This is a genomic window from Gimesia chilikensis, from assembly GCF_007744075.1.
Classification (GTDB): domain Bacteria; phylum Planctomycetota; class Planctomycetia; order Planctomycetales; family Planctomycetaceae; genus Gimesia; species Gimesia chilikensis_A.
Window position 1 is genome coordinate 7,938,977 of the sequence record NZ_CP036266.1, and the last position, 12,860, is coordinate 7,951,836.

Sequence of the window (12,860 nt, forward strand, 5' to 3'; positions counted from 1 at the left end):
TTTTAAAGGAGACGATAATGTTTCGATTTCACTTATCAGTATTAACGGTTTTGATCATGTTCTTCGCGACAACCTCGATTCATGCTGCTGAGAAAACAATCGACGGAAAAATCAAATCAGTTGATCCCACAAAGCGTACAATCTCGGTGATCGACAAAGATAAATCACTCGATCTTGAGCTCAGTAAAAATACAAAGATCACCGCGAAGAACAAGTCTCTAAATTCAAACTCATTGCAGGCAGGACAATCCGTCAGGCTGAAATATCATGATGCACTTGGAATTGTTCTGGAGATCGAGGTGTTGTCGCCGATTGAAAAACGACCTGAATTGGCTGTCTTGACGGAATTAGATGTGAATGGAGAAGAAAGTAATCCTTGCCTTTCAGCAGATGGTATGACGATTTATTTCACGATCAAAGAATCTTCGCAACAAACGAGATGGATTTGGAGTGCCAAGAGAAAAGATAAAGAGTCGTTGTTCGAAAATCCCAAGCGACTGATTCCTGCTCAGGACTTTACTGTTTCCGATGACGGGCTCGAAATGATTTTGTTCCTCAACAGAGGGCTCTACCAGACGAGCAGAGAGACTGTTGAAGATAACTTTAAGCGTCCATCGAGAATCACCACTGCTGTTATCAAAAACGGATTCTTGGCCGGACCTTGTCTGTCATCTGATGGACTGACCTTATATTGCGACAGCATGAGGAAGGGGTTTGGTCCACAGATTCAGATATTAAAAAGAAAGACAAAGGCTTCAAACTGGAGCAAACCTGAGCCTCTGCAATTAACCCCCATCGGCAAAATGAAATATCCCTATGTTTCACGAGATGGAAAATATCTTTTTTGCACTGGTAAGGACATCTCGCAAGGATCAAACATCATCATACATTCTGGCAGAGATGCTCAGGGTGGGTTTCACAGTGCGAGTGTCCTGAATATTGAGGGGATCACAGTGCGTGGGATCTTTCCAAGATATGTTGCTGCGACTAATGAATTGTTTTTTGCTGGTGAGACTGAGAACGGAAATGGTGAGTTGAAATTGATGGTGTTGAAGAATTTCGATCCTGAAAAGTTGATTCCCGGTTTGAAGTGATTCTCGCTGATGGTGAACTCACAGATTCAAGTATTACTCAAAAATAAAGGCTACCAGAATGTACCGCATTTTGACCATAACATGCTTTGCCATGATCTTTTTTCTGGCAACAAGTATTGCTCAAGCAGAAGTTGTTTCGATTGAAGCAACCGTTAAATCAGTTGATCCTCAAAACAATAAAATCACAGTCGAACGAAAAGGAAAAACAACAGAATTCGATGTGAGCAAGAATACTGACCTCTCTAAACTCAAAGCAGGACAGAAAGTGACTCTGAGCTATCACCTAGATCTGGAGACCGTTTTGAAAATCGAAACGACTCAAAATGGATCATCCCCAAGCTCCAAAGCCATAGCTCTGGACGAACTGAATATTGGCTCTTCCAATTTTGCTCCTTGGGTTTCCAAAGATGGCTTGTCAATTTACTGGACTAGAGATGATTCAATTTGGGAGGCTCAGCGAAAGAATGTAGATGAGCCTTTCCAGAAGCAGTCTCGCCTGTTCGATGGTTTCATGCCTTCTGTTTCCGAAGATGGTTTATATATGGTTTTATGCCGTCCGCTTAAAATTGGTAACAAGGATATGGGGAGAAAATTATTCTTCTCGACTCGAAACAACCTAATGAGTAATTTTCCACCTCCGAGGGAAATTCGGGAACTTCGTGATATGGGCATTCTAATGACTCCGTGTCTTTCTCCAGACGGGCTTTCATTATATTTGTCATGCTATGGTCCTGCTGACAATCAGAAAGGTCATTGGGTGGTTACTCGTGAGACCAGATCATCCAAATGGGACATCGCAAAGATACATCGCATTCTTCCACATCCTAATCCGATCCCTTCAACAACTCCATTTGTGACTGATGACGGTTTGTCATTGCTTCTCACCAAACGCACTAACAAAACTCATGGAGCGTTTGGGGAAATTCTCGTCCTTAGAAGAGACTCAACCAAGGACAAGATCTTTTCAATATTTCAAAAGCAAATTGAAGTAGATGGAGAATTGATCATCGGGAGATTTCCCAGATACTGCCCCGCCACTCATGAGTTGTTCTTCTCTGCTCCGGTTACTGACGAGAAAGATAGCGAGGGAATCTGGTGCATCAAGAACTATGATTTGTCGAAATAGGAACGATTTCGTTTTCAACTACGGAAGAATTGCAAATGGAAATTTCTCTCACTCTTATTGCGAAGTTGGTGATTTCCACTCTAAGAGTCCCATGATGATCTGTCCGCTTGAATCACAACTCCCTGCGGATTTCCTCGATGTTCCTCCCAGACCTGTGATCATCGATGGTTAATCGCTCTAGTTAGTTATTCAAAAACGGATTTGGATAGTGTTTCACAGCCAAAGATATTTTAATCCATTGCCATCTTTGTGTATGTGCAGATAATATAATTGTTAAGTGTTTCTCTCGAACACTGTATGATCATTCTTTGGTCTGAGCTTTTATGATGAGGGAGTACAAGGTGGAATACAAAACATCGCAAGAAGAAACTTCTATTTACCGTCCCTTTCAACAGGTCATTCAAGTATTAGGGTTATTGATGATCTTTTCACCAACCGTTTGTCTGGCCGAAGAACCGCCTGCTAAGTCCAAACCTTCTTCTCCTCAACCTTCCAGCGATAAAAAACTGATTACTAACAGCATTGGTATGAAGTTGGTAAAGATTCCAGCGGGGGATTTTCTGATGGGAAGTGCAAAATCAACGGCTGAGATTGCTCTACTTTTCGACAGCAACGCAGAATACTTTGAAGACGAACACCCGAAACATCGAGTCAGAATCAGTAAGCCATTTTATATGACGACAACGGAGGTTACACAGGGGCAATGGAGAACTGTGATGGGATCGGAGCCTTGGAAAGGAAAACGATTAGTTAAGGATGGTGATAATTACTCTGCGACGTACGTTAGCTGGGAAGACGCTGTGAATTTTTGCCTCAAGCTGAGTCAAAAGGAAGGTAAAAAGTATCGGTTACCGACTGAGGCAGAATGGGAATACGCATGCCGTGCTGGATCAACAACCATGTTTAGTTTTGGAGAGGATTTCAACCATCTCGGAGATTATGCTTGGTATAGTAAGAATGCACTCAACATCGACAAAAGATACGTGCACCGTGTAGGTTTGAAAAAGGCAAATGCATTTGGCTTGTATGACATGCACGGCAATGTATGGGAGTGGTGCAGTGACTGGTATAGTGAGGATTACTACGGAAAATCTCCTACTGCTGATCCGGGAGGCCCTTCATATGGATATACTCGCGTTTTGCGTGGCGGGTCGTGGTACCGTGGTGCTGAGGAGAGTCGTTCTGCATCCCGTCGCTCGTTCGATCCTGAAATGGGTGCCAGCAGCTACGGTTTTCGTATAGTGTGTGAGAATTATTAGGTCCTCGGTTAGAAGCTGTTTGATTCAGACGTTTGACCTGCCCCCTTCACAAGCCACAATAATCAGACATACCGTAAGAGTAAGAGTATGTTTTACTACATTGAAGAATTGTGTCCGATCTGCCGTACTGGTTCGATTGGATTCAGGATGTGTAGCGATAACAACGCGATTGTTTTTCTTTGTGACGAATGTGGCACTGTTTGGCTGAATCCAAATCATGTCTCTGTTGAATCTGCATTATTTCCAGAGTCACCAGAGTATTATGTTGAGCAATTACAGTGCTCCCTTGCTTCGTCCACTGGTGCAAAATGGGCAACAAAGGAAGAAATTGATGCTGCGGGTTTTACCAATCTAATAGCTGGAGAGAGCGGTTCAATTAGTGACTGAGCTAGGTCCATGTATTTTTCATAGTTCAAAAGATGTATGGTGTTGACGGTATGAAAAACTATAGCGAAATTCACCTACTTGAACTGTTCCAAATCCCAATCGCCGGTATTTACAGCCCCGCCTTCCTCAAATTCTTTTCAGGATAATTTCTCCAGCATCAGCCTGTTGGAAATTCCAATTTTTGCAACCAACTTTCCATAGACGATTTTTCGTCACATGCACTTCATATAAAACAACATAGGGGGCTAGGTCCAATATAAGCCCCTGCCGGGGGTAACTTTATTACATAAACTACCCCACAATTCTGTAAAACAATTTTTGTAACACAAGTGCCTCGTGCGAGCTCAATTTGATATGTTTCAGACGTTCGATCTTTATGCTTTCAGATATCGAAGGACAGTCCGCTTGCTTGTCCCCAGTGCAGTAGCGATCTCGTCGATCTTTAGGCCACGAGATCTGAGTTCCTGTGCTCGCTCCGGTTTCGCTTTGTACGTGCCCCGCTTTCTGCCAGTGTAGACTCCTTTCTTCTTGGCCACTTCGATACCCGCCTGTTGTCGTTCCTGCCGGTATTCGAGTTCAATCTCGGCAAGTCCCAGCATCACAGCAGCGATCATCCTTCCGACTGCACCATTCAGTTCGATCATCTGGGTGATCACAACAACTTTGATTCCCCGTTCACACCAGTCTGCCAGCAAGGTCACGCCATCTTTCAAACGGCGTGACAGTCGGTCCAGCTTCCAGCACACTACTGTTTTGATCGTCCCATTGAAGATATCCTCCTGCAATCGCTGGAACTCAGGACGCTTCAAGGTCTTGCCACTTTCATAGTCGATGTACCATTCGATATGATTTTCATCGAAGCCATTGGCAGCAATCCATTTCCTGATCTCTGCTTCTTGGCTGTCTGTCTTTTGTTTGGCTGTACTACAGCGGCAATAGCAGGCGATCATGAGAGATTTCCTTGAGATAGGTTAATGACAAAATGATTACAGTCATTTTGGCACTCGATGTTGAGACTGAAAGCCCTACAAAATAAGGCGATTCAGGGTTTATAATCCGAAGAACTCTAATTGTCACATTGACAAGTTGAGTTTGGGTGTCTTCATCTCAGCATCTCATCTGACGCCGAATACCCTTGCCATAATAAGTTCTACTGGGAGAACGAAGGGGTTTGGATTTGATTAAAGCTCGGACTTTTGGTCTGCGTTTCTTTCTCATTACATCTAGGTCTCCATATGTATTGTGAGGGTGTCGGGAGTCCTCCATGACTCCACCGACACGTGTTGTTGACTATTCCGGTTCGAAACTGAAATAGAAACGCGGAGAATGTTGGAACTTTAAAGTCCCACGAATCCCGTCTGATTTTCTTGTCGCCAAAACTAAGGGGGCCAAGAAGCCTTCAACTGAATATTCCTGCTGCAGTTCACTGGTATCCCAGACCTGCCCATGTTTGGCTTCGAGATACTCCCGACTTCCCTCAACTGCATTAATGCTTTGAGTCATTTCCCGGCGAATGGATTCTGTCTGATCAGTCATCTAAAACTCCTGATAAAGTAAAAAGTGATTGTTACATATCACTCGCGGGTGTCATTGCGTGAGACCTTGAGACTTACGCTGACGCCTTTTTTCCAGTCTTTCCTGATGCCGGAATCTCACTTCCAGCCTCCAATCTGGATGGCCGCCATATCGGTCAAGAGGCACAAGATCGAGATACCTTATCGGGCATGAGTAATAGTATGGGTGTTCTGCTTCTTGCATGTCTTTATAGCCCCACTCCCCTCCATGGCATCGAATCAAATCACACGTGATCCAGCGTTGAGTTCTCTCAACCTGCTTCCCTTCTCGCTCAAAGGTCCGCTCCCAGACGCTCCATAGCACGCCGCTGAACTTGCCACCCCTAAAACAACTGGCAAGACAAGTTGATTTAACAGTCACTCCATTGAGTTCACGTTCCCAAGATTTAGTCCGCTGCTGAATGAGTTCTTTTCGTGAAACTCCAGTCGGATATGTCCAACCCATATCGATCTCCTCTAAAAGAAAAAACTGCTGTGAGATTCATATTGAATCTCACAGCAGCCTTGTGGTTGTCTTGTTTCTGGGAATCAGAGATTAGAACTCGCCGTATCCGAAGAAACCGAAGTATTCATCGCATTGTTCGAAATCTTCAAGCTCTTGCTGTTGGAGAATGTCGTCCCAAGGTTCGTCATACGGATATTCTTCGTCGTACTCTTGGGCGAACTCGTCAGCCGCTTGTTCATCCAGAATGTCGCCATAGTTGCCGTTCAACTGATCTTCACAGAACTGGTCAAGATGATCGTCCGTCATGTGTTTCTCCCGAAAAGAATATTGAATTTGTGAACACTGTGAGTCAGGGTGTCTGTCAATACTCTTCGGGCAGTAGAATGGTAGTCGCACTGCGATCCGCTTCGGAAATAATCCAGACCTTGGTGTTGTCCTTGAGGTGGTAGGCACTGAAAATCCGGTCGCCATCTTTAAGAGCCTGCTCATTGGTCTGGCGATCTTCCGAACACAGCTCAGACCAGTCCCCATGTTGATGTCTTTCAAAGAACTCAAGCGGTGACTGATTGTTGGCTTGGAGAGCATCAAGAGCTCCATGCGTGGCAACGGTCCGACCAAGTTGGAAGAGAGGTTTGCTTTTTTGGATCATCTCGTTTCCTTCATTAAGTGATTGTTGGTTACTCGAACAATCATCTGTTGGGTGTCAGATACTACTCAGAGAAGAATTTTCTTGAGTTACTGAATCTGATCTGGGACAATCTGAACAACCGTGAATCCATTTTTTGAGAATAGAAAGAGCACATCATGAGCCAGCAATCCCCCATCGATATCAGAAATCCGATCTATGCAGACTTTGGAGATGGCAAATTAAAGATTAAATGGAACAGCGATGTATATGGTCACATTCATAAAGGTGATCATGGAATGCAGGTCTTATTCGCATCGGATTGTCGCCAATACATCGAACTCTCCGGGAAGCAGTATCACTTGAGGCAGTTCCATTTTCACCATCCCAGTGAGCATTGGGTGGATGGCAGCCAGCACGCGATGGAATTACACGTGGTTCATCAGAATTCGCATGATGGATCACTGGCAGTTATCGGGATATTCATTGACCCCGGAAAAACCAAAGATCCGGTGCATAAGCTGTTGACCCAGATTGCTTCCATATCTTTTGCAGGATCAAATACTAAAGACGACTATCATGTTTCTTTTGATCCCAACGATTTCCTGCCAAAGGACTGGAAAAAACACTATCGGTATGAAGGCTCACTGACCACGCCGCCCTATAGTGAAAATGTCAGTTGGGTTGTTATCAAAGATTCATTTGAAGTGAACGAAACGGAGCTTTCAGAATTACTGGAAATTTTTGAATCAGAAGCTCGATTCCCTGAACCACTGAATCGTAGATATATCCTTTCCACATTTAAAGAAGATGATAAACCCAAAGGGAAGAAGTAAGAATCAGGAACGGTGAGTCTCAAGGTGTCAGATGGGAATAACCTCATACTGAATTGTTTCGCCATTGGCCATCTTTTGGCTGGCCAAAAAGGCATCGGCTTCTCTGCTTGGCGTCATCCTGCACAAACTGGAGATCTTGCTGGCAAAGCAAATCGTGACTGGATGATTATTGAGCTCATCCCCTGATATGCCAGTTTCTCTCATGGCTTTGAGGTGTCTGTGGAAACATCCAGCAACTGCAATAAGATTGACAGCATCCTGAACTGCGATGGCATCGCTGGCTGCTTTTCGAAGACTCTCGATATTGCCGTCGGATGTGGCGAGTTGATTAAGCATTTTGTGATCCTTGCTGGATAGGTGTGGTAATAGAAAGATGTCAGGTGTCACTCAGATTCTTCCTGCATTTTCAGATATCGTTGACGAGCTCTGAAAAAACTTGCACGACTTTTTCCGGTCGTGTTGCAAAAGAAAGTCTGCTGATCCGCTGGTGACTCTGGATGTTTTTCTATTGCCTGTTTCATCACTTTTGCGTCAGCCGATTTATTGTCAAGTCGCTTGGTTGCAACCTGTTTACGCCCAAGTGAACTCAACTGGCTTTTGATCAGGGGACGCCAGTCAATGCCCTCCTCATGAGCATATTTCAGCTTTCTCAGACTTGGGCCAAGAAGCCGCAGTGATAACTGACGGTCTTCGGCATTCGATTCGATATAATCGATGACCTCTACGCACTCATCAGGTGTCACTCCATGGAATCCTTCCGAAGAGAGATTACGCATCATCTCAATGACCTCGCCGTTAGTAGCACTTAATTCAAACTGATCGCATCGAGACAAGACGGCCTTGAATGCATCATTTTTGGGAATGACATTCACCGCAAATATGACACGGCTTGTAAACTCGAACGAGCTTGGCAAGTTGGACAGTTGCGACGAGTTGTAGGTCACAATACGGGGGCTTCCCCAAAGTGCAGACCGAAGCAGGCCAAGGTGTGGCATCGAGGAAAACATGGAATCCACGTCATCGAAGAACAGAATCGAATCTTCGCGGTGTTGCCAAAGCACTCCATACAAAGCAAGTGGCGTAATGTGCGAATTAATTAAAACCGGATCTACTCCATATTCGTCGAGAACTTGTAACACTGTTCGGCTCTTGCCCATGCCGCCCTGAGCTCCATAAATCAGCAAACTGTGGCTCATTTTCTTGGCGACCAACCGAACATGATGAGAAAGTAGTTCCTGTTTTTTCTCTAGGGATGTCTTTATCTGCGAAGATTCCATTTCTATTCCTTTCGTTGTAATTGCGGGTGTCGTATAGAAGTGATCGCCGCCCTGATCTGGAACTAACAGTGGTCCTCAACGTAATGTGAAAGACCACAGAGATCTGTTTTGATCAGTGACGGCGATCTACTTGTGGGTGTCAGCAAGAAACCCCGGCGGGCTTGAACGACATGAGGTAATCAGTCGCCCGAGAGGCTTGAGAAGAAGCTTTGAAGATGAATGATGAATCCTGCTTCATTTTTTGGAGCCAGCCATCGAGATAGGCATGATGATTTTCATCATTCATTGGGATATTAAGCTCCGAGCATAAGTAACACGCTCCGATCTCCGCAATTAGTTCGCCAAGTGCGTAGCCATTACCTTCACGATCCCAATTCAGACGGTTTTCTGTCCAATGAACGAGCTCATGGAACAGAGTTTCGTAATATCCAGTTCCTGAAAACTGATCTCGATTGGGAACTTGGATGTAGTCTCTGGGTATATCGTAATATGCTTGGTTGCCTCCATGACGAATATCCGCTTCGGTTGCCGCGATCAATTCGTCAGCTTCTTCGTAGAAGTTGCTATCTTCATTGCGGGTGTCAATGTTGTGACCAACGCGATAGTGATCCAAATGATCGCCTTCAATCTGGTCGATGTTGAAGACGGTGTAAGTTCGAAGCAGGAAGTAAGTCTCTTCTTCCTCATGTTCCTTCTTCTTCGTGATGGCTTTACAGAACACGATTTTTGTACCCCACTGACCTTTGGAGACATGCGATGGTCGACGCATTACTTTGCCACCGAACTGTTCCCACTGCTTATAAGTGCCCCAGTGCCTCGACTGAAATCCATGTCTCTCGCAGGCGAGCCCCAGCAAGAGAGGATTAACGCCTGAGTATAAATCACCTGACACAACATTCTTTGGCATTCCTGCGTTACGGTCGCAGCTCCAAGGTTTACGCCACGGCGGGAGTGATCCTCTCTCCAAAGCAGAAATGATTTGATTTGTAATTTCTTCGCGGATCTTTTGATTGTTGTTTGACACTTTACCGTCTCCAGATGAGGTTGATTGGACGGCTTGTTTGCGGGTGTCAGCCAGAATTCTGTGGCGTAGAGGTGGCTCTCATTGAGAATTGAGATGAGGGGGGATTGAGGAATATGATACTGATTCGGTTCAAAGTGTTCGCGTTTAAAAAGCCTTGTATAACAGGCATTTATTGCGATTGGCTTGAGGGCTGTTGTATTGGAGTCTCAACTTTCAATGAGATGGGAATCGGAATACGCTCAGGAAAGAGATGACAAAACGACTATGCTACGTCTCAAAGATGGGTGGCTTTGTAATTCCACAGAGGTCACACTGACATCTGTAACTCTTCCCCCATGGTCACACATGCCTATATTCAACAAGCTGACAGCGACTTCTTTCCCCAGACCACAGAACAACCAGCATCCAGAAGCTCTCTCAATACTGATTGACATATGTCTCACATGGCTGCAAAATTGAATCTCATGAGTTTTCTTCGATTGAATTTGGCTGAGAGAATTAAGTATGAGTCGAGTTAAGTGGAACGAGATGATAGGCCCTACTGTTGGCGTTCTCACATTTGTTTTTTGTTTGAGTGTGCTTAACGGATGTAAGGATGATCAAAAATCCGATCCACTAGCTAAACCAGCTTCCACCTCAATAAAATCCGAGAAGGAGAAACCGGAGGAACGTCAGGAGTTTGAGCGGTGCCTTAAAGCTGCTGAGCTAGGGGATGCCGTAGAACAAAACAATTTAGGCGTCATGTATGAGAATGGAGCAGGGATCAAGAAAGATCAAGCCAAAGCGGTGAAGTGGTATCATAAATCTGCTGAGCAAGGAAATGCAGTTGCACAAAACAATTTAGGAGTCATGTACGATAATGGGATGGGGGTTAAGCAAGATCATAAACAAGCAGCAAGATGGTATCGAAAAGCTGCTGAACAGGGTAACGTTGATGCACAACACAATTTAGGCGTCATGTATCTTGATGGAACCGGCGTTAAGAAAAATTATACTGAGGCGGAAAAGTGGTTAAGAAATGCTGCTGAGAAGAACCATTCCCAAGCACAACATAACTTAGGGGTCATGTATTTTCATGGAGACGGTGTTAAGAGAGATTATGTTCAGGCGGTGGAATGGTTTCACAAAGCGGCTGAACAAGGCTATGCCGATGCACAATATAATTTAGGAATCATATATTTTAATGGAGCAGGTGTTAAGAAAAATCACGCTCAGGCGGTGGAGTGGGCTCGCAAAGCAGCTAGGCAGGGACATAAAAAAGCACAAGAGGAATTAAAAAAATTGGGAGAATCTCCTTAGAGTGACGTGTCTTTTGTACGAGCAATAATTTCATTGAGATGAAATTCAACGAAGTGTTTAAATTAGATCTTATGAACGAAACTGAATGGATAAACTGTAGAGATACTGAGAAGAGATACGATTTTTTGATCTCTAAAGAAAGTGAACGAAAACGTCAACTCTTTCTTTGTGCGTGTTGTCGTCATGCCTATGGACTTCTTCCTGATAATCATAAAGGTAGAGTCTCCAAAATGGTGATCGAATTTGCCTTACAAGTGGGCAGCGATCTGGGGGACGTATGGGAGGTGTCTCAAAATGCGATTGAAGTCGCTGAGAAATATGCAGATGGATTACTGGCTAAGAGTGAGCAGGAAGCAATGGCAGATACTGCACTCGATGTTGGTCATCTATATGCAGCTGTTGCTGCTTCTGCTCCCACCCCAGACGAAGATCCTAACTTTGACAGTGCAGCCGTAAAAATAGGGAGTGGTGCTGCATTTGCTTCGTCTCTTGCAGTGAGTGCCCATCCGAATGCTTCTGAACTATCTGTTCGAATAGCCGCTACTTTCCTTTCTTATGATAGTGACGCATATTATGCAGCTGCCTACGAAGACTCTGATGAAGCTTTAGAAGTACCACAGGTAGACCTTAACCATCCTCATATGATTGCCCGGCGTGCTGAACGTGCTTTCCAATGGAAACTTTTAGAAGATATTTTGGGCGAAACATCACACAAGAAGAAAATCAAACGAAAATGGCTTCGCTGGAATGATGGTTACATCCCCCAACTGGCCCAAGAGATCTATGACAATCGAGATTTTGAGCGTATGCCATTATTAGCTGATGCTCTTGAAGAAGCGGGTTGTAAAGACGAAGACATTTTGGATCACTGCCGTAAACATACAGTTCATGCACGTGGGTGCTGGGTTGTTGATTTGCTTTTGGGGAAGGAATGAATAATATTTATTCTTGGTTCTCCATAACCCTCTCATACTGCTTCGATCTCACACGAACATACTGAACCGAATCCATCTTCATCCGCCTCAAATTATTCGACAGGTCATGCCCGCCACCTAACACGATCACTTTGATTCCCTGCCCCTTCATTAAGATCTTGACCATCACATCCTCACGTTTCTCTTCTGCGGCTTCATCAAAGCGAATCTTACCATCTGTGCCAAATGGATTAGCCGCTTCAAAAGCCTCAGCATTTTCAAGAGGCAAGACTGACTCTAACAAACCCTGAGTTTGCAACTGAGCGGCTGCTCCCATCTGTAAACAGTCCCGCCGATACTGCTCCTTTAAGAATAGATCAAAAGCACCATCACCATCTGGGACTTCGAATTCCCGAAGCGTCTTGATGAATCTGTTGAATGCACTCAGATTCTTCTCTGTCAGTCCTTCCATGTAAACTGACCGAACCTTGTGGTGCTTAATTAGGTAACGTAGGATCTGTTTTTGTTCTTTCTGAACTGCCTCCACATCATTCAGGAACTCAAAATATCGTTTATCAATTTCATCTTCTGTCATTTTGCCATCTGATAGATCTGAGATATCAGCGGCATAATCCTCTTTGGACACGAAGTGCCAATTCAACAAATGAATGACGATCTGTTTGGGTTTGGATTTTGTTGGTGTGGAAGTGACTGAGTGGACGCTGGGGAGTTTGGGGAGCTGGAGAATGAGATCGGAATCATCACATAATGCAAGAGGGGCTGTGATGTGCAGGCAGATGATGATGGAGGCACAGTGAGCTAATTTGATCATGGCTAGATGGATCACTTGAATTGGATCAATTCATAAAAAAGGCCGTCCGTGTGCCTGCTCCGGACGGCTGTCTTATTATACTGGTCTGGAAGTGATTGCAATCAAATTATTTTTTGCTCATAGCAATGATTTATCGTCTTTCCCAGAAGCTCGTTCAGAAACGGAAGA

At 44.5% G+C, this 12,860-nt stretch carries 15 protein-coding genes; 7 read left to right on the forward strand and 8 right to left on the reverse strand.

All coding sequences use genetic code 11. The features are described from left to right. Positions 1–17 precede the first annotated feature (17 nt). The 4 genes from HG66A1_RS30245 (at position 18) to HG66A1_RS30260 (ending at position 3,866) form a co-directional block, all read left to right on the forward strand. Positions 18–1,094: a hypothetical protein gene (locus HG66A1_RS30245; RefSeq protein WP_145193059.1), complete on the forward strand. Its 1,077-nt coding sequence runs from the start codon at positions 18–20 to the stop codon at positions 1,092–1,094. A gap of 58 nt (positions 1,095–1,152) precedes the next feature. Then, the gene (locus HG66A1_RS30250; protein ID WP_145193061.1) at positions 1,153–2,220 is read left to right on the forward strand and encodes a copper-binding protein; all 1,068 of its coding nucleotides are present in this window, start codon (positions 1,153–1,155) and stop codon (positions 2,218–2,220) included. Between the two features lie 341 nt (positions 2,221–2,561). Then, positions 2,562–3,479, forward strand: a complete 918-nt coding sequence (locus HG66A1_RS30255) for a formylglycine-generating enzyme family protein (protein WP_197996883.1) — start codon at positions 2,562–2,564, stop codon at positions 3,477–3,479. Positions 3,480–3,566: 87 nt separating this feature from the next. Further along, positions 3,567–3,866, forward strand: a complete 300-nt coding sequence (locus HG66A1_RS30260; protein ID WP_145193066.1) for a hypothetical protein — start codon at positions 3,567–3,569, stop codon at positions 3,864–3,866. A 374-nt stretch (positions 3,867–4,240) separates the two neighbouring features. Here the strand turns inward: HG66A1_RS30260 and HG66A1_RS30265 are convergent, their stop codons facing one another. The 4 genes from HG66A1_RS30265 to HG66A1_RS30280 form a co-directional block, all read right to left on the reverse strand. Next, complete coding sequence (locus tag HG66A1_RS30265) at positions 4,241–4,816, reverse strand: recombinase family protein (protein WP_145193068.1); 576 nt, start codon at positions 4,814–4,816, stop codon at positions 4,241–4,243. A gap of 340 nt (positions 4,817–5,156) precedes the next feature. Beyond that, positions 5,157–5,402, reverse strand: a complete 246-nt coding sequence (locus HG66A1_RS30270; protein WP_145193070.1) for a hypothetical protein — start codon at positions 5,400–5,402, stop codon at positions 5,157–5,159. Between the two features lie 573 nt (positions 5,403–5,975). After that, the gene (locus tag HG66A1_RS30275) at positions 5,976–6,191 is read right to left on the reverse strand and encodes a hypothetical protein (RefSeq protein WP_145193072.1); all 216 of its coding nucleotides are present in this window, start codon (positions 6,189–6,191) and stop codon (positions 5,976–5,978) included. A 55-nt stretch (positions 6,192–6,246) separates the two neighbouring features. Further along, a complete protein-coding gene (locus tag HG66A1_RS30280) occupies positions 6,247–6,534 on the reverse strand; it encodes a hypothetical protein (protein ID WP_145193074.1) in 288 nt (95 codons plus the stop codon). A 155-nt stretch (positions 6,535–6,689) separates the two neighbouring features. Here HG66A1_RS30280 and HG66A1_RS30285 point away from each other — a divergent pair, with 155 nt between their 5' ends. After that, entirely contained in the window at positions 6,690–7,346 is a 657-nt protein-coding gene (locus HG66A1_RS30285) for a carbonic anhydrase family protein (protein WP_145193076.1), read from the forward strand. 27 nt (positions 7,347–7,373) lie between these two features. Here the strand turns inward: HG66A1_RS30285 and HG66A1_RS30290 are convergent, their stop codons facing one another. The 3 genes from HG66A1_RS30290 to HG66A1_RS30300 form a co-directional block, all read right to left on the reverse strand. Then, a complete protein-coding gene (locus tag HG66A1_RS30290) occupies positions 7,374–7,682 on the reverse strand; it encodes a hypothetical protein (RefSeq protein WP_145193078.1) in 309 nt (102 codons plus the stop codon). 47 nt (positions 7,683–7,729) lie between these two features. After that, on the reverse strand, positions 7,730–8,623 hold the full coding sequence (locus HG66A1_RS30295; protein WP_145193080.1) for a hypothetical protein: 894 nt from the start codon (positions 8,621–8,623) through the stop codon (positions 7,730–7,732). 139 nt (positions 8,624–8,762) lie between these two features. Then, the gene (locus HG66A1_RS30300) at positions 8,763–9,647 is read right to left on the reverse strand and encodes an ArdC family protein (RefSeq protein WP_197996884.1); all 885 of its coding nucleotides are present in this window, start codon (positions 9,645–9,647) and stop codon (positions 8,763–8,765) included. A gap of 504 nt (positions 9,648–10,151) precedes the next feature. Between HG66A1_RS30300 and HG66A1_RS30305 the strand changes: the two genes are divergently transcribed. Together HG66A1_RS30305 and HG66A1_RS30310 are read left to right on the forward strand one after the other, a co-directional pair. Continuing rightward, the gene (locus HG66A1_RS30305) at positions 10,152–10,946 is read left to right on the forward strand and encodes a tetratricopeptide repeat protein (RefSeq protein WP_145193084.1); all 795 of its coding nucleotides are present in this window, start codon (positions 10,152–10,154) and stop codon (positions 10,944–10,946) included. Positions 10,947–10,984: 38 nt separating this feature from the next. After that, complete coding sequence (locus tag HG66A1_RS30310) at positions 10,985–11,881, forward strand: hypothetical protein (RefSeq protein ID WP_145193086.1); 897 nt, start codon at positions 10,985–10,987, stop codon at positions 11,879–11,881. Between the two features lie 7 nt (positions 11,882–11,888). On the opposite strand, the gene HG66A1_RS30315 is transcribed toward HG66A1_RS30310, so the two are convergent. Continuing rightward, positions 11,889–12,692 (reverse strand): hypothetical protein, encoded by an 804-nt coding sequence (locus HG66A1_RS30315; RefSeq protein ID WP_145193088.1) that lies wholly within the window; start codon positions 12,690–12,692, stop codon positions 11,889–11,891. Positions 12,693–12,860 lie beyond the last annotated feature (168 nt).